The organism is Qipengyuania polymorpha, assembly GCF_019711435.1.
Taxonomy (GTDB): Bacteria; Pseudomonadota; Alphaproteobacteria; order Sphingomonadales; family Sphingomonadaceae; genus Qipengyuania; species Qipengyuania polymorpha.
Window position 1 is genome coordinate 51,014 of the sequence record NZ_JAIGNK010000002.1, and the last position, 23,022, is coordinate 74,035.

Sequence of the window (23,022 nt, forward strand, 5' to 3'; positions counted from 1 at the left end):
TTTTCCACCCTAATCGCCGGATCTCCCGAAGCCCGACAGCGGGCTCTGCTTGGGGAATCCGAACAAGGCAGCCAATCCCAGCCGCGCCAGCACCACCTGCATCATGAGCGGGCCGATAACGCCCACGGCGATGCTCGCCACCAGCAAGATTGTCGGTTCGAAACCGGGTACGAGCTTTTGCGCGACGATGCGAAAGCCCGACGAGAAGAGGATGTGGGCGACATAAATCGACAGGCTGTTGCGCCCCATGAATGCCAGAGCACCTGTACCGGCCACCCCACCAAGACGCGCCGCAAGCGAAAACAGCAGGTAGATGCCGGAAATGCTTGCGGGCAGGAACATCAGGCTGCGGATGTCGACCTGGTTGGCTGCGGCGTAATAGGCGCTGCCAGCAAGGACCACCAAGGCGGTCACGTCCCACCACCAGCGGGCCTGCGGCAGTTGCTTGTCGGCATAGAGCGCAGCCCCTGCAAGGTAGAAAGCAGTCCAATAGGGAAGCTCGAACATCCAACGTTCGGCCCCGATCGCCTGCAGAACCCCGCTCAGCGCCAGCATGCCAACCGCGCCCAATAGCTTGGGCTTGATGAGGAGGCCCACGAACATGGCGACGACAAGGTAGAGCAGGAACCAGAAGTGCTGGATCGGCACCACCGGTATCATCGCGAGGTCCACCCATGTCAGCGACTTGTTGGTAGCCCCCGCCAGCGCCACCGCTGTGCCGCCAGAAATGAGCGACCAGATAATGTAGGTGCGGTAAAGTTCCCAGCCCTTGCGGAAGGTCTTGGAGGCCACTCCGAAGCCGACCAGCATGCCCGAAATGAGGAAGAATACCTGCACGTGGAAGGAATAGGCCGCCGCATCGAAGGCCTGAAGTGTGAAGGTGTCGGCAATCAGCCCCGCATCGGCAAAGCCGCGTGTGGCGTGAAAAATGACCACGAGGACGATTGCCACGCCCTTCATGATGTCGAGTTCGATATTGCGCGTGGCGGTCACGACCGTCTCCCGGGAGAATTCGCCGTCTGCTAGAACATCACCAAGCGGCTGTCACCCGCCGGTCGCAAGGCTCACAGCATCAGGCGAAAGCCCACCCATCCGGTGAGCAGGGCCGTGCCCCACCTTATCCATCGCTGGGGCAGGAACCGGAGCGCGAGCAGGCTGCCGATCTGGCCGCCGATGGCGACGGCAATGATCAGTGGGAGCCCCGCGTCGACTGCTGCGACAAGGCGCCCTTCCCCGCCTTTCAGGACTTGTCCGAGCAATCCGAATAGCGAGTTTACGAGGATGAACAGGCTTGCCGTGGCAGCAATGGCACGCGCCTCGTTCCAGCGGGCAAGATGCAATAGGGGGGCAAGGAAAATGCCGCCGCCGACACCAACGAGGCCCGCGAGGTAACCCAATGGTGCAGCAGCGACGGGTAGCAGACGAGATGCGGGATGCGGCTCACCGGCGGTGCATGCAACGGGCAGGAACATGGTCAGCGCCGTCAGGACGAGACTTGCGCCAAGAACGCCAAGGAAAGTGCCTTCACCGATAGGTGTCAGGCCGCCGAGGAAGGCGGCCGGCGCGGCAATGGCTGTCAGGAGGAGCGCGCCGCGCCATGGTGTGACACCCGCACGGGCGAAGCGGAACGTGCTTCCCGCGACCACCACGATGTTGCAGCTTAGCGCTATTAGCGGGAGAACGCGGTAATCGACCCCCGACAGCGCCAGAAGCGCGTTGTATGTCGACCCACCGCCGAAGCCGACACTGGCGTACAGCAATGCGGTTACGAAAAAGGCGGCGATGAGCCATATCATGCCCTCGCCGCCTCTCTCATTTCAGCACCTGCGTAAAGGGCGGTCTTACGCCGTGGTGCGGATTGCTCCGTGGCAATGCTTGTACTTGTTGCCCGAGCCGCAGGGGCACGGTTCGTTGCGACTGATCTCCATGCCCGCATAGGGGTTCTCGGTCGCAGAGCCACCCGGCCCGACCGCCGCGCGTGCGCTTCCCGCGAGCGCGCCGAACAGCGCCGCACGATTTTCCGAGCCATCTCCATCGGCCGAATTGTCGAGGCCCGTGAGCGGGTCGATATGGCCGGTGAGGAAATCGGGCAGGTCGGGCAGGTTCATGGCCGGCAGGGGCGCGGGTTCAGCCAGTTCGATCCGCAGGAGCTTCGACGTCACGTCCTCGCGCAGCTTGTCGAGCATACTTTCGAACAGCGCGAAGGCTTCCTGCTTGTATTCGTTGAGCGGCTGCTTCTGGGCATGCGCACGAAGGCCGACGACCTGGCGCAGCGCGTCGAGCGTGGCGAGGTGCTCCTTCCACTGGTGGTCAAGCTCCTGAAGCAGCAGGCTCTTCTCGATCCGGCGCCAGACGCCGGCGTCGGCCTGCGCAATCTTGGCCTCCATGCGGGCATCGGCCTCTTCGCGGATGCGTTCCTCGATGAGTTCAGGCTCGATTGCTTCCTCTTCAAGCCAGTCTTCCATCGGGAAAGACATGCCGAACGCTTCTTCGACGCGCGTCTTGAGGCCTTCGATGTCCCATTGCTCGGGATAGGAGCCTGCGGGGCAATGCTCGGCGACGATGGCGTTGATGGCATCGTGGCGCATGTCGACGACGACATCGTCCACGGCCTCGCTGTCCATGATTTCCGCGCGCTGTTCGTAGATGACCTTGCGCTGGTCGTTCATCACGTCGTCGTACTGGACGACCTGCTTGCGGATCTCGTAGTTGCGCGCCTCGACCTTCTTCTGCGCGGTCTCGATAGCCTTGGAGAGCCACTTGGAACCGATGGCCTCGCCGTCCTGCAGGTTCGAGTTCATCATGCGGGCGAACAGCGTGTCCGGCCCAAAGATGCGCAACAGGTCGTCCTCGAGGCAGAGGTAGAAGCGCGAAAGGCCCGGGTCGCCCTGACGGCCCGAACGGCCGCGCAGCTGGTTGTCGATGCGGCGGCTTTCATGGCGCTCGGTCGCAAGCACGAACAGGCCGCCGGCTTCGAGAACTTTCTGCTTTTCCTCGGCGACTTCGCGCGTGATGCGGCCGATGGCGGCATCACGTTCGGGGCCTTCGGGCATGTCGCGAAGTTCGTCGTCGATGCGGAATTCGAGATTACCGCCGAGCTGGATGTCGGTACCGCGACCGGCCATGTTGGTGGCGATGGTCACTGCCCCGAGGCGGCCTGCCTGCGCCACGATATGCGCTTCGCGTTCGTGCTGGCGGGCGTTGAGGATTTCATGCGCCACGCCTTCCTTGTCGAGGAAGCTGGAGAGCAATTCGCTCTTCTCGATGGAGACCGTGCCGACCAGCACCGGCTGGCCGATCTCGTTCTTCTCCTTGATCGCCTTGGCAATCGCCTGGAACTTGTCCTGCGTATTCTTGTAGAACTCGTCTTCCTCGTCGATGCGCTGCACCGGGACATTGGTCGGGATCTCGACCACGTTCATCTTGTAGATGTCCCAGAATTCCGCGGCTTCGGTGGCCGCGGTGCCGGTCATGCCCGACAGCTTGGGATACATGCGGAAATAGTTCTGGAAGGTGATCGAGGCGAGCGTCTGGTTCTCCGGCTCGATCTTGACGCCTTCCTTGGCCTCGACCGCTTGGTGCAGGCCGTTCGACCAGCGGCGACCGTCCATCATGCGGCCGGTAAACTCATCGATGATGACCACCTTGCCTACGTCACCCATCGTGCCGTCGGGCTGCATCTTTTTCTCGAACTTCACGATGTAATCGGTGTCGCGCTTGAACATGATGTTCGCTTTCAGCGCCTGGTCGAGATGGTGGACGACCTGGGTGTTCTCGACATCGTAAAGATTGTCGGTTTCGAGCAGGCCGGCGTCCTTGAGCATTCGCTCGATTTCGTCGGTGCCCTCTTCGGTCCAGGTGATGTTCTTGGTCTTCTCGTCGGCCTCGTACCACTCGGGTTCGATCTTCTTCACGATCTCGTCGACCGCGACATAGAGATCGGACTTGTCCTCGGTCGGGCCCGAGATGATGAGCGGCGTACGCGCTTCGTCGATCAGGATGGAGTCGACCTCGTCGACGATGGCGAAGTTGAAGGGGCGCTGCACCATCTGGCTGCGCTCGTGCTTCATGTTGTCGCGCAGGTAGTCGAAGCCGAACTCGTTGTTCGTGCCGTAGGTGATGTCCGCACCATAGGCGTCGCGCTTCTGCGTTTCGCCCATATTGGGCACGACGACACCGATCGTCAGGCCAAGATAGTTGTAGAGCTGGCCCATCCACTCCGCGTCGCGTGCGGCGAGGTAGTCGTTGACGGTGACGACGTGGACGCCCTTGCCCTCGATCGCGTTGAGATAGGTGGCGAGCGTCGCCATCAGCGTCTTGCCTTCACCCGTGCGCATTTCGGCGATTTCGCCGCGGTGGATGACGATACCGCCGATCATCTGGACGTCGAAATGACGCATGCCGAAAACGCGAACCGAGGCTTCGCGCACGGTGGCGAAGGCTTCGGGCAGGATATCGTCGAGCGTCTTGCCGTTTGCGAGCTGGTCGCGGAACTTGTCGGTCTGGGCGCGCAGTTCCTCGTCGGAGAGCGCCTGGATTTGCGGCTCGAGCGCGTTGATCTGGTCGACGACCTTGCGGACGGAATTGACGTAACGGTCGTTGGACGAGCCGAAGATGGCCTTGCCGATTGCTTTGAACATGATGGGGCGGATGCCTCGAATGAAGTGGGATTATATGGGAAATGCCCGCGCACAGTGATTGTGCCGGGCAGGAAATGCTGGATGTGCCGGGAAGGCTATTCGTAAGCGCGGTCGGCGCCGAACATCACCGAGGGGATATAAACGGTCACCGGTTCCTGCTGCTTGCAGGGAGTGACGCGTTCGCCGCGCAGCTTCTGCTTGCGCTGCTTGTCGGCGCAGGTTTCCTGCGCATCCCGGGCTTCGGAGCCGCGCGTGTCGGACTGCGAAACAGCCGTGTCGACAACGCTGTTCACCGCTGCATGCACAGGCGCGCCGATGGCCGCGAGGCCAGTCAGCAAGGCGATGAGTGCAAGAAGTTGGCGAACCATGGAAAGACCAGATAACGCATCAAGATGAACAATTAAAGACCGACATGTGCTTTTTCGTCGGCCTGCCGTGCTTGCGGGCCGCACGAAGGCGGTTTAGCGCAGGCCAATGGACCTTGCCCCCTCCCCCCTCTCCCGTGCCTTTCCGCAGCTCCGCGCCATCGAAGGCGTGACCCTGAGGGTGGCGCGTGCCCGCTACAAGAACTGGGACCGCGCCGACCTTACCTTCGCCGAGCTTGCCAAAGGGACCAGTGTCGCTGGCGTCTTCACCAAATCAGCCTGCGCGTCGAGTGAAGTCGAGATGGGGCGTGAACAGGTCACGCTAGGACTGGCGCGTGCACTGATTGTCAACGCGGGCAATTCCAACGCCTTCACCGGCTATCGCGGGCGAGAAGCGGTAGAGCAAATCATGGCGCAGGTCGCCGAGGCGCTCGACTGCGAGCCAAGCTCGGTCTTCGTGTCCTCGACCGGCGTTATTGGCGTGCCCCTCCCCAAAGACAAGGCGCGTGACGGTGTGGCGGCGGTGCTCGAAAGCGAGCCATGCGGCTGGGAAGAAGCAGCCAATGCCATCGGGACCACCGACACTTTTACCAAGGGCGCAGGTGCCTCGGCGATGCTGGGCGACACCCGCGTGGAACTGGCAGGCATCATCAAGGGCAGCGGCATGATAGCGCCCGACATGGCGACCATGCTCGGCTATATCTTCACCGATGCAGCCATCGAGGCGGCTTTCCTCCAGGAAATGTTGTCGAAGGCGAATGAGGAGACCTTCTCCTGCATCACTGTCGACGGCGACACCTCGACCAGCGACACGGTGCTGGCCTTTGCGACCGGCAAGGTTGGCAACGCGCCGCTCACCTCGTGGGAGGATGCGGGCGCGGATGCTTTCTACGCCGCACTGCTCGAAGTTTGCCGCGAGCTTGCACATCTCGTGGTGCGCGATGGCGAAGGGGCGCAGAAGTTTATCGAAGTCGCGGTTTCGGGGGCTGAGAGCGATGAAAGCGCCCGCCGCGTGGGCCTCGCCATTGCCAATTCGCCGCTGGTGAAGACCGCCATTGCGGGCGGCGATGCCAATTGGGGCCGCGTGGTCATGGCCGTCGGCAAGGCGGGCGAACCCGCCGACCGCGACAAGCTTTCGATCGGTTTCGGCGGGGTCTGGGCCGCGAAGGACGGGCAGCCGCTCGCCGATTATGACGAGGCGCCGGTTGCTAAACACCTTCAAGGGCAGGATATCCGCATGGATGTCGACCTCGGCATCGGCGAAGGACGCGCCAAGGTGTGGACCTGCGATTTGACCCACGGATACATCTCCATCAACGCCGACTATCGCTCGTGAGCACGCTCGACGCCGAAATCCTCGCGCTGATGGAGCGCGTTACCCGCGAGGCAATCCTCCCGCGTTTTCGCAACCTTGAAGACGGCGATGTCGAGGACAAGGGCGGCAACGACCCGGTCACCATCGCCGACAAGGATTCAGAGGCACTGCTGCGGGAAGGGCTGACCCGCATCGACGACACCATCGCTTTCGTAGGCGAGGAGGCTGCCCATGCCGACCCGGCCATTCTCGACCGGCTCGACCAGCCCTGCTGGATTGTCGACCCCATCGATGGGACGCGCAACTTCGCGCATGGCAAACCGCCCTTCGGGATCATTATTGCGCGCGCCGAGGGCGGCTTCACCCAATCCGGCTGGCTCTATGATTGCCTGACCGGCCGCTTCTGTTCCGCCCATCGCGGCAAAGGCGCTTTCGTGGATGGCGAGCGTATTCAATCCCGCGCCACCGGCAAGAACCCGCCGGTCGCCGCCATTTCGCTCATTTTCATGGAAGAAGAGCGCAGGCAGGCGACCCGCCGCCACATCTCGCCCAATTACGAACTGGTCGACATTCCCTTCTGCGCCGCCGAGCAATATCCGCGCCTTGCACTAGGCGAAAACGACGTCTCCATCTTCGAGCGAACGCTGGCCTGGGACCATGCCGCGGGCGCGCTGTGGCTGGAGGAAGCGGGCGGCAAGGTCGCTCGCCCCGACGGCTCTCCCTACCGCGTTGACGAATGGGACCGGAAAGGCCTGCTCGGCGCATCGACACCCCAATTATGGGACGAACTTGCAGGTCGCTACGCGGAATTATGACGCTCGCCTGACACGGGAAAGTGACCGGTGGCGGGCTGAAACGCTTTCAAATAGCGAGCCTGCGCCCTACCTTGGACAAGCGATGAGACGAGAGACCCGCCCGTGACCCTAGGCGAAGCCCCCTCCCCCGGCAGTGACCACACGAGTGCCGAACCGAGTGCGGATGGGGTGGTTGGCCCGCCCGAGGCTCCGGAAGAACGCTACGTCAATCGCGAACTGAGCTGGCTCAGTTTCAACCGGCGCGTCCTCGCAGAGAGCGAGAACAGCGATTATCCGCTGCTCGAACGCCTGCGCTTCCTGTCGATTTCGGGCAGCAATCTCGACGAATTCACCACTGTCCGCATCGCTGGTCTCGAAGGGCAGGTTCACCGCAATATCGAGACACCCGGCATCGATGGCCGCAGCCCGCGCCAGCAACTCGACGCCATCCGCGAGCAGGTCCTCGAACTGGAAGACCGCCAGCAGGAAAGCCTCGATGTCCTGCGCGGCCTTCTTGCCGAAGAGGGCATCGTCATCGCTCTCGTCGACGAATTGTCCAAGGACCAGCAGAAATGGCTCGAAGACTATTTCGAGACCGACATCCTCCCGCTCATCACCCCGCAGGCCATCGATCCCTCGCACCCCTTCCCCTTCGTCGCCAGCGGAGGAATGGGCGTGCTGTTCCGCCTGAAGCGCGGGAAGCGCAAAGGCGAGCTGGTCGAGATGGTCCTCATCCCCAGCGGAGCGCCTCGCTTCGTGCGCGTACCGGGAGAGCAGGCCATCTATGTCGCCATCGAACAGCTGGTGACCAAATTCGCCGACCAGATGTTCCCCGGTTTCAAGATATTGGGCGACGGCATTTTTCGCGTGTTGCGCGACAGCGACATCGAGGTCGAGGACGAGGCCGAAGACCTCGTGCGTTACTTCCGCACCGCCATCCAGCGCCGCCGCCGGGGCCGCGCGGTGCTGCTCGAACTCGACGACGAATGCGACGATGCCGCCGAAGCGCTCTTGCGCGAACAATTCGATGTCGATGCCGCGATGATCGTGAAGACCGGCGGCATGCTCGGCCTCCATGACCTCGACACCATCTGCAACGAGCCCCGCCCCGACCTCAAGTTCACTCCCTTCTCGCCGCGCTATCCCGAGCGCGTGCTGGCGCATGACGGCGATGTCTTCACCGCCATTCGCGAAAAAGACATCGTCATTCACCACCCCTACGAAAGCTTCGAGGTTGTGGTCGATTTCCTGCATCAGGCCGCGGTCGACCCGGCCGTCGTCTCCATCAAGCAGACGCTTTATCGCGCGGGCGACCAGTCGCCGGTCATCGCCGCGCTGGTGGAAGCGGCGCAGAACGGCAAGGCCGTGACCGCCGTGGTCGAGCTCAAGGCCCGCTTCGATGAAGAGCGCAACATCCGCTGGGCCAACGAGCTCGAGCGCGCAGGCGTGCAGGTCATCTACGGATTTACCGAGTGGAAAACCCACGCCAAGGTCAGCCTCGTCGTGCGGCGCGAGGAGGACGGCTACCGCACCTATTGCCACTTCGGCACGGGCAATTACCACCCGGTCAACGCGAAGATTTATACCGACCTCAGCTACTTCACCGCCGATGCCGCGCTGGGGCGCGATGCAGCCAAGATGTTCAACTTCATCACCGGATACATCGAGCCCGACGACCTCGAATGCATCGCCATTTCTCCCATCGGCATGCGCGAAAAGCTGTACGAGCTCATCGACAAGGAAATTGCCAACGCCAAGGCGGGCAAGCCATCGGGTATCTGGGTGAAGATGAATTCCATCACCAACCAGCCGATTATCGACAAGCTTTACGAGGCCAGCCAGGCCGGTGTTGAAATTCGCATGGTGGTGCGCGGCATCTGCTCGCTGAGGGCGGGCATTCCGGGCCTGTCGGAAAACATCAGCGTCAAATCCATCATCGGCCGCTTTCTCGAACATGCGCGCATGTGGGCCTTTGCCAATGGCAAGGCGCTGCCGAGCAGGCAGGCAAAGGTCTACATCACCAGCGCCGATGCGATGAGCCGAAATCTCGACCGGCGCGTGGAAGTCATGGTGCCGGTGACCAACAAGACGGTGCACGACCAGATGCTGAAGCAAGTGATGCTCGCCAATATCCTCGATACCGAGCGCAGCTGGCGGCTCGACCCGGACGGCCAATACCGGCGCATGGGGATTGGCGAGGAAGGCTTCAACTGCCACCAGTATTTCATGTCGAACCCCTCGCTCTCGGGACGCGGTTCCGCGCTCGACAGCCATGACGTGCCGCACCTCACCCTGCCGGGGCGCGAGGCGTGAGCGCGACCAAGACTCGCAATCCGAAGTGGCAGCGGCGGCTCATCCATCCGCCGCGCGCGGTCATCGACATCGGCTCGAATACCGTCCGGCTCGTGATTTACGAAGGCACGGGCCGCGCACCCGAGACAGTCTGGAACGAGAAAGTTGCTGCTCGACTAGGCCGCGACCTGTCCGAAACCGGTCGCATTCCGGAAGAGGCCGAGAAGGAGGCGCTCGACGCTCTGGCGCGATATGCCCTGCTGGTCGCCGACCGCGGTATCGAGGATGTGCAGACCGTCGCCACCGCCGCCGCACGCGATGCGGAAAATGGCGCGGAGTTTCTCGCCAAGGTTGCAAGCCTCGGCCTCGAACCTCGCTTGCTGAGCGGCGAGGAAGAAGCCTGCGCTTCGGCCTATGGCGCTATCGGCGCCTTCCCCGGAGCGCGCGGAACGGTGGCCGACCTCGGCGGGGGCAGCCTCGAACTCGTCGCCATAGGGGACGGCGATTGCCACGACGCCGTGAGCCTGCCGCTCGGCACCTTGCGCCTACCCAAGCTGCGTGCGGCGGGCAGCGATATTGCCAAGCCGGTCCACGACATCCTCAGCCACGAAGGCTGGGCAGAAGCGCATTCCGGCCCGCTCTACATGATTGGCGGCACATGGCGCGCGCTGGCCTATTACGCGATGAAACAGGCGGACTATCCGCTCACCGATCCGCATGGTTTTTGTCTCGAAACCGACGTTGCCCGCCTCCACGCAGTGAAATTGCTCGAAGCGAAACCCAATGATCTGCAAAACATTTCAGGCATCTCGGAGATGCGGGCCGAATACCTGCCCAACGCAGCTGCCCTGCTTCTTCCGCTGCTCGATGAACTGAAACCCGACAGCCTCGTGTTCTCGAGCTGGGGTATCCGAGAAGGCCTGCTTTACGGGCGCCTGACCGACTTGCAGCGAGGCCTCGACCCGCTGCTATCCGGTGTTCACGCGTTCTGCGAGCCGCGCGATGCCGCCGTCGTCGATGCTACCCGCGTCGCTGGCTGGACGGTCGAGCTCGCCAGCGGGAACGGCAAGCGCAACGAACGGCTCCGGCTTGCCTCCGCGCAGCTCGCCGCCGCGCTCCAGCGCGTCGAGCCGAACCTGCGCATCAACCACGCCACCGAATGGGCGCTCGACAAGCGCTGGATAGACTGTTCGGCACGAGACCGGGCGATGATGTGCGCCGCCCTTTTCGGCAGCCTCGGCAAGACCGCCCTTCCCGCAAAACTGCGTGAACTGGCCGAGGATGACGACTTGCGCGAAGGTCTGACATGGGGTCTCGGCTTCCGCCTTGCCCGCCGCCTTGGCGCAGGTTCGCGCCTCGTGCTTGCCAGCAGCAAGCTGCGGCTGGAGAAGGATGCGCTTGTCCTGTCTATCGATGAAAGCCGCAAGGCACTGGCGACGGGGCCGATGACCCAGGACCTCGCATTGCTGGCCGAATGGCTCGGCCGGAAGCCGAAGGTCGAAACCGGGCGGTTCGAACAGTCCGACGAGGATTAGTTCGCGGTCGCCGGCGCGGCGAGCGGGAAGAAAGGGATACGCACTTCGAAAGGCGTGCCATCCTCGCGTTGGAAGGTGTAGAACCCTTCCATCGAACCGAAGGGCGTGTCGAGCGGGCAGCCGGACACGTAATCATGGCTCTCGCCCGGCTTCAGCACTGGTTGTTCGCCCACCACGCCGTCACCATCGACATGCGCGACCATGCCTGCGCCATCGGTGATGCGCCAGTGGCGCGTCATCAGCTGCACGGTCTCGTGCGAGGCGTTCTCGATGCGGATATGATAGACCCAGAACCACTTCTCGGCTTCGGGCTGGGATTGCTCCGGCAGGAAGTTCACCGCGACCCGCACGGTAATGCCATCGGTCATGGCGCTATGCTGGAAAAGTTCCTTCATTGCCCCTCCAACCTAATGCTTCCCGAGCCTCGCGCAAGGGGCGCGAGGCCCTTATCCCACCGCCTTAATATCGGTTAACCGCAAAAAGGAAGGCGCGGGTAAGCAGACAGGTCCATTCTCTGTTCAGGGAAAGGGGACGCGACATGCTGTTCGCACTTATTTACCGGCTCATGGCCGACCAGGACGGGGAAGGACGCATCGAACTGATGCTCGCCGCGCAGGTTGTCTTCGCCGCCTTCGCTCTGGGCTGACAGAGCGCGAGAAACCTCAAGGCTTGCCGCCCGACAGATAGCTTTCGAGCTGGTCGAGGCGCTCCTTGCCGAACCACATCTCATCGCCGACGAAGAAGGTCGGGATGCCGAAGGCACCCCGCTCGACCGCCGATGAAGTGTTGGCCACAAGTTCCTGTTTCACCGCGTCATCCTGCGTGCGCTCGAGCAAGGCGCGCGCATCGAACCCGGCATCGGCCAGCACCTTTCCGACAACCTCCGCATCGCCGCAATCGATGTTCTGCTCCCACACTGCGGGCTGCAATACGTCGACCAGCGCCTGCCGCTGCGCTTCGTCATCGGCAGCCACCAGCAGGCGTTGCAGGAGGATGGAATTGAACGGCAGGTCGGGATGCATGGAGAAGCGGTCCATCCCGTGCCGGTCGAGAAAACGCCGAAATTCGAGCGCCGCGTAAGGCACCTTACCCTTCACATCCGCATCACGCATCATCGGCGGCGCGTTGCCCGTAAGCTTGTGCATCCCGCCAAGGAAAACCGGCGTCACCACCAGCTGCGCGCCGGTCCGCGCGACGATATCCTTCAATGGATACCACGCGAGATATCCATTGGGCGCGGCAAGATCGAGGATGAATTCGACGGTCTTCGTCAAGCTGGCCTCCCGTTTGTCGCGCGACGATGGTATATGGCTTGCATGAAGGCAAGCCTCGCCCTCGCGCTATTCATGACACTCGTTCCGGTTCCGGTGGCGGCCGACCCCATCCCCGAGGGCGAAGGGCGGTGTCACATGCACAAGGAAACCGGCGCGCTCCACTGCCCGCAACGTCCAGAGCCGAAGCGCGATGAGGCAGAACGCGAGCGGGCGCCGCTACGCCAAGTCTATTATCGGAACGGCGCTTCAGCGCGTGCTGCAGGGGTCGCACCCATACGGCGCGGGCAACCTGGCTATCGACCCGCGCTAGACCGTGACGGCGACGGCTGGGCCTGCGAACCTTATCGCGGGCGGCGTTAGAACCCGGCAGCCTTCAACGCGCGGTCGAGGTCTTCCTTTACGTCCTCGACATCTTCCAGCCCGACATTTATGCGCAGCAACCCCTCGGTCACGCCCATTTCGGCGCGGGCATCTTCGCACATCGCGGCGTGGGTTGTGCTGGCCGGGTGGCACATCAGGCTGCGCGCATCGCCGATATTGTTCGAGATATCGACCAGTTCTAGCGCATCGAGGATGGCGAAGGCCTTGGGGCGGGTCTCGACATCGAAGGCGAAGATGGGGCCGCTTGCGGTCATCTGTTCCATCGCCAATGCGTGGCGCGGATGACTTTCGAGGCCGGGGTGGAGGATGCGCGGCACGCGGCCCTCGATGAAGCGGCCCAGTTCGACGGCATTCTCGCTCTGCTTCATGGCGCGCAGCGACAGGGTTTCGAGGCCCTTGAGCACCACCCATGCGTTGAAGGGCGCGATGTTGGGGCCGGTGTTGCGCTGGAAGGGGAGGAGGACCTCCTCCATCCATTCCTGCGATGCGCAGACCGCGCCGGCGAGCACCCTGCCCTGCCCGTCCATCAGCTTGGTTGCGGAATAGGCCACCACGTCCGCGCCGAAATCCATCGGCCGCTGGAGCGCGCTGGTGGCGAAGGCGTTGTCGACCACTGTCGTGATGCCGTGCGCTTTTGCGACGCCGCACACATGCGCAAGGTCGACCACATCGAGCGTGGGATTGGCCGGCGTTTCGAAGAAGAAGACCTTGGTGTTAGGCCGGATGGCAGCTTCCCACGCATCGTTGTCGGCGCTGTCGACTACGGTGGTCTCGATGCCGAAACGCGGCAGCAGGCTGTCAAGCAGCCAACGGCACGAACCAAAGGCCGCCCGCGCCCCGACGACATGGTCGCCCGCCGACAGCTGGCACAGCAGCGCGGTGGTCATCGCCGCCATCCCGCTCGCCTGCGCGCGGCAGGCTTCGGCGCCTTCCATCAGCGCGATGCGCTCTTCCAGCATGGCCACGGTGGGGTTCTGGAGGCGCGAGTATGTCATGCCCTGCGCCTCGCCCGCGAAGCGGTCGGCCACCGTCTGCGCGTCGTCATAGGTATAGCCGGAGGTGAGGTAGAGCGCCTCGCTCGTCTCGCCATGCTCGCTGCGCCAGGTGCCGCCGCGCACGGCCTGCGTCGCGGGGCGCCACTTGGAGGTGATCGAGCGGTCGGTTCCGGTGGTCTTCTTCATGGATGCCGCGATAGCATGCAGGAGCGGCGCTTCAAGCGGGTCAGCCTTCCAAGGCGGCAAGCCCTGCTTCGCCCACTTCCCCAAGCCCGAGCGCGTCCATCATGAGCGAGCCTTCCACCGCCAGCGCCACCAGCCGCGCGCCGGCCTTCGGGTCGGGGTCATCGGGCGGCAGATGCGCTTCGAACCATGCAAGCTGGCTGTCCATCATGGCGGCGGCGCTGGCACGGTAGGCGGCATCGCCCTTTGCCGCCCCAGCGACGATTTCCCACCACAGCCTGAGGAATGGGGCGAACATGGGCGCGCGGCCGATGGCGAGCAGCCTTTGCGCACATTCGCGGCGCGTAGCGGCAGGCTCGGTCGGCCAAGCCATTTCGAGCGCCTGAGAATACATCTGCGCCACATGCTCCAGCAGCGCGGTGACGAGACCATCCTTCGATTTGAAATGATAGATGAGCATGCGGTCGCTGGTCCCCGCAGCCTTGGCGAGGGGGCGCAGGCTCGCGCCCGCCAGCCCATGTTCGAGCACATGGGCGGCAAGTTTAGGCAGCAGCGTATCGGGGGACTGGCGAGAATTTTCCATTGACTACCTGTAGCAACTGCTACATTTCGTTTGCGTAGCACTCGCTACATAGAATCGGGAGTCATCAATGACCACTCTGGAAATCCTTTTCGCCCTGGGCGCTGTCGGCGCGCTTCCCGCAGTTCTTCTTCTGGCATTGCGCGGGCGAGTGCAAGAGAGCTGGTGGTTGGCCGCCGCCCTTGGCGCCGCCTTCATCGCCTTCAGCGCCCTCCCCATCGCGCAGGAGGGCTATCTCGGTTTCCTGCCCAACCATACGCAGGACCTATGGGGAACGCAGGTGTGGTACGACCTTATCATCTGTGTTGTTATCTCGCTGGTCTTCATCGTGCCGCGTGCCAAGGCCGTGGGCATGCGTGTGCCCCTGTGGGTGATCGCGGTCGGCCTCACCGCCTCGATATCGCTGCTCCCGATGGTCGCGCGCCTGTTCTGGCTGGAAAGCCGCGCAAAAGCAGACTGAACCCGCTTGTCGGGCGCGCGGGCTTTGCATAAGCCCCGCTGCGATGTACCGCGCGCCCGAGCAACCTCAGGACCCGTTGAAATGGTGCGCTGCGCTGGCGCTCGCGTTCTGGGCGCTGGTGCTGTGGAACCTCGGCATCCCGACCGAGCCATACTTCGACGAAGTCCATTACCTCCCCGCAGCCCGAGACCTGCTGGCGCTCTCCGATTATTCCAACCGCGAGCATCCGCTGTTCGGCAAGGAGATGATTGCGCTGGGCATCGCGCTGTTCGGTGACAATCCGTGGGGGTGGAGGCTGTTCTCGTCCATCGCGGGGGCGTTGTCGCTCTTCGCCGTGATGCGCATGGTCTGGTTCGGCACGCTGGACCGCTTCGCCACTATCGCTGCGGGCATACTGGTGGCGACGGGCTTCCACCTGTTCGTCCATTCGCGCATCGCCATGCTCGATATCTTCATGGTCGCAGGCCTCGCCGTCGCCCTCTGGCAATGCGCCGCCGCCATGCGCGAGCCGGAAACCGGAAGGTGGCGCCTCGCTATCGCAGGCGTGGCGCTGGGCCTTGCAATGGGAGCGAAATGGAATGCGCTGGTGGTCGCAGCCGTGCCGGGCGCGGCCTTCCTCATCCTGCGCTGGTTTGCCGGACGCCGCCGCCTGCTTCTCAGCCGCCGCGGCATGCCCGTACCAGGGATGACCTTGCTGGAGGCGGGGGTCTGGCTCGGCCTGCTGCCGCTCGCGGTCTACTGGGCGACCTACCTTCCCGGATATTTCTTCCAGACGCATACCATCGAAGGCGGCATCGTGGCTCACCACCGCCTGATGCTCGACCTGCAGACGCAGGTGCTGAAATCGCATCCCTACCAGTCGACTTGGCCCGAATGGGTGCTGAACTGGCGCTCGATCTGGTATCTTTACGAACCCATCGACGGGGCGCAGCGCGGCGTGCTGCTCATCGGTAATCCCCTGACCATGCTGCTGGGGCTGCCGGCGCTGTTGTGGTGTGCGTGGAAAGGCGCGGTGAAGCGCGTTCCGATGCATGGAGCGGTCGCGATCCTCTACGCCGTCAGCCTAGGCTTCTGGATTTTCGCCGCCAAGCCGGTGCAGTTCTATTACCATTATTTCCTGCCGGGCACGGTCCTTCTGGTGGCCCTGGCGATCGCTCTGTCGGACCTTCGCAAGGCGGGCTGGAAACGCACATCGACCGGCGTGCTCCTCGCCAGCGTTCTCTTGTTCGCTTTCTTCTACGAGATCCTCGCCGCCGAACCACTGGCAGGATTGATGAGCTTCCAGACATGGACCTGGCTGCCAAGCTGGCGCTAGCGCCTCAGTAGCGTGCCCAGACGAAGCGGCTCGACAGCGCGTAATTCCACACCGAACCGATGGCGATACCCACCAGCGCCGCGAGGAGCGAGGGGACGCCGCGCTCGAACAGCAGCGCGGCAATCGCGACATTGGCCACCGCGCCCACGCTGCAGGCGACGACGAAACTCGCCCAGCCCCGCAGCAGCTTGCCCGCCGTTTCCAGTCGCCGGTCGCGGTAGGTGAGGAAGTTGTTGAGCCAGAAGTTGAAGGTCATCGCGCCCAGCGTGGCGATGGCCTGTCCCCACGCGAAATGCGCGCCAACCAGAAACAGGCAGAGGTAAAGAATGGCAAGATGCACGCCCACGCCCAGCGCGCCGACTGTGCCGAAAAGAGCAAAGCGCGTCGGGATGATGTTGCCGAACGCCTTGTCATAAAGCCCGGCAAGGAAATCGACCGCAATGGCGCGGTCGAGCTTACTCTCACCCGCCCGCCGCGCGGCGAAGATCATCGGAATGTCCTTCACTCGCAGCGGTTTTTCCGAGGTCGAGAGCAGGTCGAGCAGTATCTTGAAACCGATGCCCGAAAGCCTCGGCACCAGCGCCAGCGCCGTCTCGGTCCGCAGCAGGAAATAGCCGCTCATCGGGTCGGTGAGGTCCACGCCAGTCAGCTTGCGCGCCAAGGTGTTCGCAACGCCCGACAGCTTCTCGCGCTCCGGTTGCGCCCATTCAGCAGTGCTCGCGCCTTCCGCAAAACGGCTGGCGACTGCGACATCGGCCTCGCCCGAGTTCACGGCTTCGAGCATCGGCACCAGCAGCGCGGGGTCATGCTGGTGGTCGGCATCCATCACGGCGACGAACGGCGCGGCGGTGGCGCAAAACCCCTCGATGGCCGCGCTCGATAGACCCCTTCTCCCAATCCGCTGGATGACGCGGATGCGGCTGTCTGCGCGCGCCATGCGCCGCGCTTCCTCTGCTGTGCCATCGGCGGAATTGTCGTCGACGACGAGCACTTCCCAGCCCTCGCCCCCGAGTGCCTCCTCGATACGTTCTACCAGCGGCGCGAGATTGTCGCGCTCGTTGAGCGTCGGCAGGATAATCGTGAGGTCGAGCGTCATCGCACCATGCGCCTGACGCGCTTTGCCTACGATTTCAAGCCAGTGCGGTCATTTGCCTGAGCACCGCGTCGCCGATTTCGCTGGTCGAGGCAGTCCCGCCTAGGTCCGCCCCGCGCACATCGCTGGCGACGACCTTTGCCACGGCGCGCTCGATACGCCCCGCCTCGTTTTCGCGGCCCAGCGAGTGGCGCAGCAGCATGGCGAGGCTGAGAATGGCGGCAATGGGATTAGCCTTGCCCTGCCCCGCAATATCGGGCGCGCTGCCGTGGATGGGTTCGTAGAGGCCGAAAGTGCCGAAATCGGTCTGCCGCTCGCCCATGCTGGCGCTGGCGAGGAGCCCGATGGAGCCGACGCAGGCGCTCGCCTGGTCGGAAAGGATGTCGCCGAACAGGTTGCCCGTCAGGATGACATCGAACTGCCCGGGGCTGCGCACCATCTGCATGGCGGCGTTGTCGACATACATGTGGTCGAGTTCGACATCCGGATATTCTTTGGCCACCTCGATGACCGTTTCGCGCCAGATGCGGCTAGTTTCGAGGACGTTGGCCTTGTCCACGCTGGTCAGGCGCCCGCGACGCTTCTGCGCGGCCTGGAAGCCGGTGTGGGCGATGCGGCGCACCTCGGCTTCGTTATAGGACATCGCATCCCAGCCCTCGCGCCCCCCGTCGCTGCTGCGTTCGCCCTTGTCGCCGAAATAGACGTCGCCGTTGAGTTCGCGCACGACGAGCAGGTCGATGCCGCGCGCGATTTCGGGACGGAGCGAGGACATATCCTCCAGCCCCGGATAGCCCGCGGCGGGCCTGAGATTGGCAAACAGGCCGAGTTCGCTCCGCAGGCCAAGGATAGCCTGTTCGGGCCGATGTTCGCGCGGCAAATCGTCGCAGTCGGGGTCGCCCACTGCGCCGAACAGTACCGCGTCCGCCGCGCGCGCCATCTCGAGCGTTTCCTGCGGCAATGGATGGCCGTGGCGCTTGTAGGCGATACCGCCAACATCGCCTTCCCAGATGGTCAGCTTCGGCAGGTCGAGCGCATCGAGCACGCGCCGCGCCTGCTCGGTCACTTCAGGGCCGATTCCGTCGCCGGGAAGAATTGCGATTTTCATGTCAGGCCATCCGTTCGAGCCGCTGCATCAGGAGTACCCTTGCGGCTAGAACGTCGGCGCGGGTGTCGGCAAGCAGGTAACGGGCGATCGGGGCCTCGTTTGCGCGCAGAATTTCCAGAGCCTGCTCAAGGCCCGCTATCTCGGGCTTCGCCCCGCCATAGCCCAGCTCGCGCAGCAGCAGCACTTCATAGGACGCAAGCGCTGGTGCCCAGCCGCGTGCAGAAGGCGCATTGCATACTGCGTCGAGTAGCGCCGACAGCGCGCGGTAGAGGCTCGGATAGGGATTGCGCTCTGGCAAGGCGCTGGCGGTGAGCGCGCAGGTCCATGCGATGGCAGAGGCGGGCAGCGGTTCGGTGAGCCACGGCCCGCGGCTTTGCGCCAGTTCGAGCCGGGCAAACGGCAGCTGGCTGTCGGATTTGGCGCGCACCTCCGCCTCGACGAGATTGCCTGGAATGACCACCGGGCGAAGCTGTCTTCCGCGACCGCCCGCCACGTAGGCCGCGACCACGCCGCTCTCCTCGGTCAGCAGGCGTGCGATAACCGCCGTCTCGCCATGCGGGCGAGCAGACAGGAGTATCGCAGCTGCGCGAAGGTGCATGGAGGTCCCCTACCCTCGGGCGGGGGCGGATGTCACTTGTGCTTGGCTTCCAGCGCTGTGACGCGGGCGGCGAGGTCTTCGGCCTGCTCGCGCGCCTTGGCGGCCATCTGCTTGACCGCGTCGAATTCCTCGCGGGTCACGAAATCCATGCCGCCAAAGGCTTCCTTGGCCCGCTCACGCGCGGTTTCGCGCGCCTCGCGGGTCATGCCGGCGAGCGTACCGGCAGCCGAGTTGGCGAGTTTGACGAAGTCGGCAATCATGGGGTTCTGGCTTTGCATGGCTGCTATCTAGGCTCGCTATTCAAGGACTTCAATTGCCGATGCGCACGCGCTCGACCGCCTCGCCCTGCGAGCCGCCATCGGCACCCGGATTAAGCCGCATGAACTCGTAATTGAGCAGCGTCGCGAAGCACACCCACGCGAGATAGGGCAGGAGCAGGACGGCAGCGAGGCGGCGGACCTTCCAGAACAATGCGATGACCACCAGCAGGCTGAGCACGATCGCCACCAGCACGAAGAGCGCGATGGTTATCTGCTGCGCTGCGAAAAAGGTTGGCGTCCATGCGATGTTGAGCGCGAAATGCACGGCGAAGACCCACAGCGCCGCCGTCCGTCCGCGCGCGCCCCAGGCGCTTGCGACCAACGCCACCGAGAGACCGATCATGATGTAGAGGATGGTCCAGACGATGCCGAACCACTTGGGTTCGGGATAGATGTCGGGCTTCACCAGCGCTTGGAACCACGCGCTTCCCGGACCGGCCCCGACCTGCCCCGACAGGAAGCCGAGCAGGACGCACAGCGGCACCAGGAACAGGGCCCAGCGGATGAAACTTGCGCGGAGTTGGCCGCGCGAAGCCAGCATGTTCATCGAATTCAATCCCTCATGCGCCCCGAATCATTGACGCATCTTGTGGCGCGGCATTGCATGGGATGCAATCGCGCTCAGAAACGCAGCATGATGTTGCGCGCCAAGGCTGGCGAGATCGAGTGGACGCGCTTCAGTATCTTCACCATGCCGATATTGGCCTCGTCGCGGTCCTTCTCGATTGCATGCACGATGGCGGCAGCGCAGTCTTCGGCCGACATCTTGTGGCCTCCGCGCCCGGCGGTCATCTGCGTATCGACGACCGGCGGCAGCGCTTCGATTACGTGGATGCCCATGTCATTCAGTTGCGCACGGATGGCCTGCGTGTAGCTGCGCAGGCCCGACTTGGTCGCGCAATAGACCGGACTGCCCGCCCGCGGTGCGATGGCGAGGCCGCTGGTCACGTTGACGATGGTCGCGCGTTCAAGCCCAGCCATCTGCGGGACCAGAGCGGTGGTCAGCCGGATGGGCGCATTGAGATTGGCGTGGATGCAATCGTCGGTGTCGCCCATGTCGGGTGCGGCTTCGCGGAAATCGTGGTCGACGCCCTGCCCTGCATTGTTGACGAGGATGTCGAAGTCGCGCTCGTCCAGAGCTGCCACCAGCGCATCGACGCCTGCAGGATTGGAGAGGTCGGCGTGGATGGCCTCGAACCCACGCTCGCGCATCGAAGCCAGTCGTTCTTCCGAGCGCCCCGTCACGATGACCTTCGCGCCCTTTGCCGCCAGCTGCAGCGCGAGTTGCTCGCCGATACCCGCCGTGCCGCCGGTGACCAGCGCCGTCTTGCCCTCGATACGCATCAGACTTTCACAATTTCTTTTTCGACAAGGCTGCGCACCGTGTCCTCCAGCGTCTTCTCCGCCGGGATGAAGGTGAAGCCAAGCCGCTCCTCGGTGTGCTGGCCGGAGACGTCGCGCACATTGCCGAGTTCGCCCTTGATTTGCTTCATTTCGGACATGAACAGCGCGAGCACCCTCACCAGCCAGTCGGGCATGGCGCGCTTTGGCACCTTGCCAGCATGTTCGGGCACGCGAGTGCGGATGATGTCGGCCATCTCGCGTATCCAGAGGAATTTCTCCGATGTCGGGAAACGCTCGCCGCGCACGGTCTCGGCAGGTGCTTCGATGGCGCGGACATGCGCCTCTCCCGCATCGCGCACATCGGTGACGCAGATGCCCATATCGGGGATGAGCGGGATCGAGCCGTCGATGACCTTTTTCACCAGCTCGACGCTGGTCGACATGTCGTCGTCATAGACCGGCCCAAAGACGGCGACAGGGTTGATGGAACAGAACACCATGTCGGGCGCGTTCTGCGCCACCCAGTCGCGCGCGGCGCGCTCGGCGACGGTCTTGGACTGGATGTAGGGCGGCGGATTGGCGGTGAGGTCGGTCCAGTCGGTGTAGTCGAAATGGTCCTTGTCAGGGTGGCCATAGGCGATGGCGGCAGCCGAACTGGTCTGGACGAAGCGCTTCACGCCCGCCTTGTGCGCGAATTCGAGCGCGCGAAGCGTCCCGTCGCGCGCGGGAATGATAAGGTCGTCGGCATTCTTCGGCACGTCGAGCGGGAAAGGCGAGGCGACATGCGCCACCGCATCGCAGCCTGCATTGGCCTCGGCCCAGCCGTCATCGGACAGCAGGTCGGCGGAGAAGACCTTCAGCCGCTCGCCAGCATCGGGCCAACGCCCCCGCAGCTTCGGCTCGCTCTTCGCCGCATCGCGAACCGTGGTGTGGACGGTGTAGCCCCTGGCCAGCAGCCGGTCGATGACCTCGCCGCCGATGTAACCCGTGCCGCCCGTGACGAGTACCGTGCCTGCCATACCCTGCTCCCGTGTGAATTATCGGGTGCAGGGTAGACGCCTAGCGCATCAGGACAAGCTCTTCCGCCATGGTCGGGTGAATTGCCGTGGTCGCGTCGAAATCGGCCTTGGTGAGGCCCGCCTTCACCGCGATGGCGGCGGCCTGCATCATTTCGGGCGCTTCGGGCGCAATCATGTGGATGCCGACAATCTTCCCGCTGTCGCCGTCGCAGATCATCTTCATGAGGCTGCGCTCGTTGCGGCCGGCCAGCACGTTCTTCATCGGACGGAAATCGGAGAGATAGACCTTCACGCTGCCGAGCTTGTTCTTGGCCTCACCCTCGGTCATGCCGACGGCGGCAATCGGCGGGTGGCTGAAGACGGCGCTCGGGATGCAGCCATGATCGACCGCGACCGGTTCGCCCTTGCCGAACACGGTTTCGGCAAAGGCCTGGCCTTCGCGGATGGCAACCGGGGTCAGCTGCACGCGGTCGGTCACGTCGCCCACGGCATAGATATGGTCGACACTGGTCTTGCTGAAACGGTCGACCTTGATCTCGCCGTTCTCGCCCAGCTCCACTCCGGCCTTGTCGAGGCCTAGCCCTTCGGTGTTCGGGATGCGGCCCACGGCGAACAGGACGCAGTCGGCATGCTCTTCCTCGCAATCGGACATCTTGACGAAATAGCCGCCATCCTCGCACGGCTTGATGTATTCGAAGGTGGTGTTGAAGCGGAACTGGATGCCCTTCATCGTGCTGATTTGCAGCAAGCGGTCGCGCACCGCCTCGTCATAGCTGCGCAGCAGGCGGTCGCCGCGGTTGACGATGTGAACCTCGCAGCCGAACTCGTTGAAGATGCCGGCAAATTCATTGGCGATATAGCCGCCGCCCGCGATAATGATCTTCTTCGGCAAATCGTCGAGGTGGAAGGCCTCGTTCGAACTGATGGCGTGCTCTGCACCCTCGCATTCGGGCATGCGCGGGCGGGCGCCGGTGGCGATCAGGATGTGCTTCGCGGTGACCTTCTTGCCGCTGGCGAGCGTGATTTCATGCGGGCCGGTAATCTCGGCGCGTTCCTTGAAAACGGTCACCTCGTGGTTCTCGAGGGTCTCGGTGTAGAGACCCTCCAGCCGCTCGACATCGTTCAGCACATTGTCGCGCAGCGTCTTCCAGTCGAACTTCTTCTCGCCAATTTCCCAGCCGAACTTCTGGCAGTCCTCGAGGTCCTCGGCGAAATGCGCACCGTAGACGAGCATCTTCTTCGGCACGCAGCCGCGGATAACGCAGGTTCCGCCGACGCGGTGCTCCTCGGCAATCGCGACCTTCGCGCCATGCGCTGCCGAAACGCGGGATGCCCGCACCCCACCCGAGCCTGCGCCAATGGTGAAAAGGTCGAAATCGTAATCGTCTGCCATCCGGCGCTCCTGTCAGCGTGA

23 protein-coding genes are annotated in these 23,022 nt (G+C 63.6%); 7 read left to right on the forward strand and 16 right to left on the reverse strand.

The features are described 5' to 3' along the window. Positions 1-9 precede the first annotated feature (9 nt). From K3152_RS05580 to K3152_RS05595, 4 genes are all read right to left on the reverse strand, one after another. A complete protein-coding gene (locus K3152_RS05580) occupies positions 10-993 on the reverse strand; it encodes an acyltransferase family protein (protein WP_221573147.1) in 984 nt (327 codons plus the stop codon). Positions 994-1,064: 71 nt separating this feature from the next. After that, the gene (locus K3152_RS05585; protein WP_221573148.1) at positions 1,065-1,796 is read right to left on the reverse strand and encodes a sulfite exporter TauE/SafE family protein; all 732 of its coding nucleotides are present in this window, start codon (positions 1,794-1,796) and stop codon (positions 1,065-1,067) included. Positions 1,797-1,841: 45 nt separating this feature from the next. Then, positions 1,842-4,640: a preprotein translocase subunit SecA gene (gene secA / locus K3152_RS05590; RefSeq protein WP_221573149.1), complete on the reverse strand. Its 2,799-nt coding sequence runs from the start codon at positions 4,638-4,640 to the stop codon at positions 1,842-1,844. Positions 4,641-4,735: 95 nt separating this feature from the next. Continuing rightward, entirely contained in the window at positions 4,736-5,008 is a 273-nt protein-coding gene (locus tag K3152_RS05595; protein ID WP_221573150.1) for a hypothetical protein, read from the reverse strand. Positions 5,009-5,114: 106 nt separating this feature from the next. Between K3152_RS05595 and argJ the strand changes: the two genes are divergently transcribed. The 4 genes from argJ (at position 5,115) to K3152_RS05615 (ending at position 10,941) form a co-directional block, all read left to right on the forward strand. Further along, on the forward strand, positions 5,115-6,341 hold the full coding sequence (gene argJ / locus K3152_RS05600) for a bifunctional glutamate N-acetyltransferase/amino-acid acetyltransferase ArgJ (RefSeq protein ID WP_221573151.1): 1,227 nt from the start codon (positions 5,115-5,117) through the stop codon (positions 6,339-6,341). Positions 6,342-6,370: 29 nt separating this feature from the next. Then, on the forward strand, positions 6,371-7,135 hold the full coding sequence (locus tag K3152_RS05605; RefSeq protein WP_221573691.1) for an inositol monophosphatase family protein: 765 nt from the start codon (positions 6,371-6,373) through the stop codon (positions 7,133-7,135). A 102-nt stretch (positions 7,136-7,237) separates the two neighbouring features. Continuing rightward, positions 7,238-9,427, forward strand: coding sequence for an RNA degradosome polyphosphate kinase (locus K3152_RS05610; RefSeq protein WP_221573152.1), 2,190 nt, complete (start codon positions 7,238-7,240; stop codon positions 9,425-9,427). After that, positions 9,424-10,941, forward strand: coding sequence for a Ppx/GppA phosphatase family protein (locus K3152_RS05615; protein ID WP_221573153.1), 1,518 nt, complete (start codon positions 9,424-9,426; stop codon positions 10,939-10,941). Before K3152_RS05610 ends, K3152_RS05615 begins: the two co-directional genes overlap by 4 nt. Here K3152_RS05615 and apaG read toward each other — a convergent pair. Both apaG and K3152_RS05625 read right to left on the reverse strand, forming a co-directional pair. After that, positions 10,938-11,336, reverse strand: a complete 399-nt coding sequence (apaG, locus tag K3152_RS05620) for a Co2+/Mg2+ efflux protein ApaG (RefSeq protein WP_221573154.1) — start codon at positions 11,334-11,336, stop codon at positions 10,938-10,940. The genes K3152_RS05615 and apaG overlap by 4 nt on opposite strands. A 267-nt stretch (positions 11,337-11,603) precedes the next feature. Beyond that, positions 11,604-12,215 carry a 2-hydroxychromene-2-carboxylate isomerase gene (locus tag K3152_RS05625; RefSeq protein WP_221573155.1) on the reverse strand — a complete coding sequence of 204 codons (612 nt, stop codon included), beginning with the start codon at positions 12,213-12,215 and terminating at the stop codon, positions 11,604-11,606. Between the two features lie 135 nt (positions 12,216-12,350). On the opposite strand from K3152_RS05625, the gene K3152_RS05630 reads away from it, so the two are divergent. After that, on the forward strand, positions 12,351-12,575 hold the full coding sequence (locus K3152_RS05630) for an excalibur calcium-binding domain-containing protein (RefSeq protein WP_221573692.1): 225 nt from the start codon (positions 12,351-12,353) through the stop codon (positions 12,573-12,575). Here K3152_RS05630 and K3152_RS05635 read toward each other — a convergent pair. Together K3152_RS05635 and K3152_RS05640 are read right to left on the reverse strand one after the other, a co-directional pair. Then, complete coding sequence (locus K3152_RS05635; protein ID WP_221573156.1) at positions 12,572-13,777, reverse strand: trans-sulfuration enzyme family protein; 1,206 nt, start codon at positions 13,775-13,777, stop codon at positions 12,572-12,574. The genes K3152_RS05630 and K3152_RS05635 overlap by 4 nt on opposite strands. 40 nt (positions 13,778-13,817) lie before the next feature. Next, entirely contained in the window at positions 13,818-14,357 is a 540-nt protein-coding gene (locus K3152_RS05640) for a TetR/AcrR family transcriptional regulator (protein WP_221573157.1), read from the reverse strand. Between the two features lie 67 nt (positions 14,358-14,424). Between K3152_RS05640 and K3152_RS05645 the strand changes: the two genes are divergently transcribed. After that, the gene (locus K3152_RS05645; protein WP_221573158.1) at positions 14,425-14,814 is read left to right on the forward strand and encodes a hypothetical protein; all 390 of its coding nucleotides are present in this window, start codon (positions 14,425-14,427) and stop codon (positions 14,812-14,814) included. 43 nt (positions 14,815-14,857) lie between these two features. Beyond that, a complete protein-coding gene (locus K3152_RS05650) occupies positions 14,858-16,129 on the forward strand; it encodes a phospholipid carrier-dependent glycosyltransferase (RefSeq protein WP_221573159.1) in 1,272 nt (423 codons plus the stop codon). A gap of 4 nt (positions 16,130-16,133) precedes the next feature. On the opposite strand, the gene K3152_RS05655 is transcribed toward K3152_RS05650, so the two are convergent. The 8 genes from K3152_RS05655 to gorA form a co-directional block, all read right to left on the reverse strand. Further along, positions 16,134-17,225 carry a glycosyltransferase gene (locus K3152_RS05655; protein ID WP_221573160.1) on the reverse strand — a complete coding sequence of 364 codons (1,092 nt, stop codon included), beginning with the start codon at positions 17,223-17,225 and terminating at the stop codon, positions 16,134-16,136. A gap of 34 nt (positions 17,226-17,259) precedes the next feature. Next, positions 17,260-18,327 carry a 3-isopropylmalate dehydrogenase gene (gene leuB, locus K3152_RS05660; protein ID WP_221573161.1) on the reverse strand — a complete coding sequence of 356 codons (1,068 nt, stop codon included), beginning with the start codon at positions 18,325-18,327 and terminating at the stop codon, positions 17,260-17,262. A 1-nt stretch (position 18,328) separates the two neighbouring features. Further along, complete coding sequence (gene recO, locus K3152_RS05665; protein WP_221573162.1) at positions 18,329-18,925, reverse strand: DNA repair protein RecO; 597 nt, start codon at positions 18,923-18,925, stop codon at positions 18,329-18,331. A 32-nt stretch (positions 18,926-18,957) separates the two neighbouring features. Continuing rightward, positions 18,958-19,203 (reverse strand): accessory factor UbiK family protein, encoded by a 246-nt coding sequence (locus K3152_RS05670; RefSeq protein ID WP_040965904.1) that lies wholly within the window; start codon positions 19,201-19,203, stop codon positions 18,958-18,960. 31 nt (positions 19,204-19,234) lie between these two features. Next, positions 19,235-19,792, reverse strand: a complete 558-nt coding sequence (locus K3152_RS05675) for a TspO/MBR family protein (RefSeq protein WP_221573163.1) — start codon at positions 19,790-19,792, stop codon at positions 19,235-19,237. A 74-nt stretch (positions 19,793-19,866) separates the two neighbouring features. Further along, positions 19,867-20,589 (reverse strand): SDR family oxidoreductase, encoded by a 723-nt coding sequence (locus K3152_RS05680; protein WP_221573164.1) that lies wholly within the window; start codon positions 20,587-20,589, stop codon positions 19,867-19,869. Continuing rightward, positions 20,589-21,608, reverse strand: a complete 1,020-nt coding sequence (locus K3152_RS05685; RefSeq protein WP_221573165.1) for an NAD-dependent epimerase/dehydratase family protein — start codon at positions 21,606-21,608, stop codon at positions 20,589-20,591. The genes K3152_RS05680 and K3152_RS05685 overlap by 1 nt, the downstream gene beginning before the upstream one ends. Before the next feature lie 40 nt (positions 21,609-21,648). Beyond that, a complete protein-coding gene (gorA, locus tag K3152_RS05690) occupies positions 21,649-23,001 on the reverse strand; it encodes a glutathione-disulfide reductase (protein WP_221573166.1) in 1,353 nt (450 codons plus the stop codon). Positions 23,002-23,022 lie beyond the last annotated feature (21 nt).

What these genes read in the sequence shown, in the direction of transcription:
- K3152_RS05635 (WP_221573156.1), bottom strand. Translation starts at nt 13,777, where the DNA reads ATGAAGAAGACCACCGGAACCGACCGCTCGATCACCTCCAAGTGGCGC.
- recO (WP_221573162.1), bottom strand. Translation starts at nt 18,925, where the DNA reads ATGCACCTTCGCGCAGCTGCGATACTCCTGTCTGCTCGCCCGCATGGC.
- leuB (WP_221573161.1), bottom strand. Translation starts at nt 18,327, where the DNA reads ATGAAAATCGCAATTCTTCCCGGCGACGGAATCGGCCCTGAAGTGACC.
- K3152_RS05630 (WP_221573692.1), top strand. Translation starts at nt 12,351, where the DNA reads ATGCACAAGGAAACCGGCGCGCTCCACTGCCCGCAACGTCCAGAGCCG.
- K3152_RS05650 (WP_221573159.1), top strand. Translation starts at nt 14,858, where the DNA reads ATGTACCGCGCGCCCGAGCAACCTCAGGACCCGTTGAAATGGTGCGCT.
- K3152_RS05605 (WP_221573691.1), top strand. Translation starts at nt 6,371, where the DNA reads ATGGAGCGCGTTACCCGCGAGGCAATCCTCCCGCGTTTTCGCAACCTT.
- K3152_RS05640 (WP_221573157.1), bottom strand. Translation starts at nt 14,357, where the DNA reads ATGGAAAATTCTCGCCAGTCCCCCGATACGCTGCTGCCTAAACTTGCC.
- gorA (WP_221573166.1), bottom strand. Translation starts at nt 23,001, where the DNA reads ATGGCAGACGATTACGATTTCGACCTTTTCACCATTGGCGCAGGCTCG.
- secA (WP_221573149.1), bottom strand. Translation starts at nt 4,640, where the DNA reads ATGTTCAAAGCAATCGGCAAGGCCATCTTCGGCTCGTCCAACGACCGT.
- K3152_RS05680 (WP_221573164.1), bottom strand. Translation starts at nt 20,589, where the DNA reads ATGCGTATCGAGGGCAAGACGGCGCTGGTCACCGGCGGCACGGCGGGT.
- K3152_RS05670 (WP_040965904.1), bottom strand. Translation starts at nt 19,203, where the DNA reads ATGCAAAGCCAGAACCCCATGATTGCCGACTTCGTCAAACTCGCCAAC.
- K3152_RS05595 (WP_221573150.1), bottom strand. Translation starts at nt 5,008, where the DNA reads ATGGTTCGCCAACTTCTTGCACTCATCGCCTTGCTGACTGGCCTCGCG.
- K3152_RS05585 (WP_221573148.1), bottom strand. Translation starts at nt 1,796, where the DNA reads ATGATATGGCTCATCGCCGCCTTTTTCGTAACCGCATTGCTGTACGCC.
- K3152_RS05675 (WP_221573163.1), bottom strand. Translation starts at nt 19,792, where the DNA reads ATGAACATGCTGGCTTCGCGCGGCCAACTCCGCGCAAGTTTCATCCGC.
- K3152_RS05655 (WP_221573160.1), bottom strand. Translation starts at nt 17,225, where the DNA reads ATGACGCTCGACCTCACGATTATCCTGCCGACGCTCAACGAGCGCGAC.
- K3152_RS05645 (WP_221573158.1), top strand. Translation starts at nt 14,425, where the DNA reads ATGACCACTCTGGAAATCCTTTTCGCCCTGGGCGCTGTCGGCGCGCTT.
- apaG (WP_221573154.1), bottom strand. Translation starts at nt 11,336, where the DNA reads ATGAAGGAACTTTTCCAGCATAGCGCCATGACCGATGGCATTACCGTG.
- K3152_RS05685 (WP_221573165.1), bottom strand. Translation starts at nt 21,608, where the DNA reads ATGGCAGGCACGGTACTCGTCACGGGCGGCACGGGTTACATCGGCGGC.
- argJ (WP_221573151.1), top strand. Translation starts at nt 5,115, where the DNA reads ATGGACCTTGCCCCCTCCCCCCTCTCCCGTGCCTTTCCGCAGCTCCGC.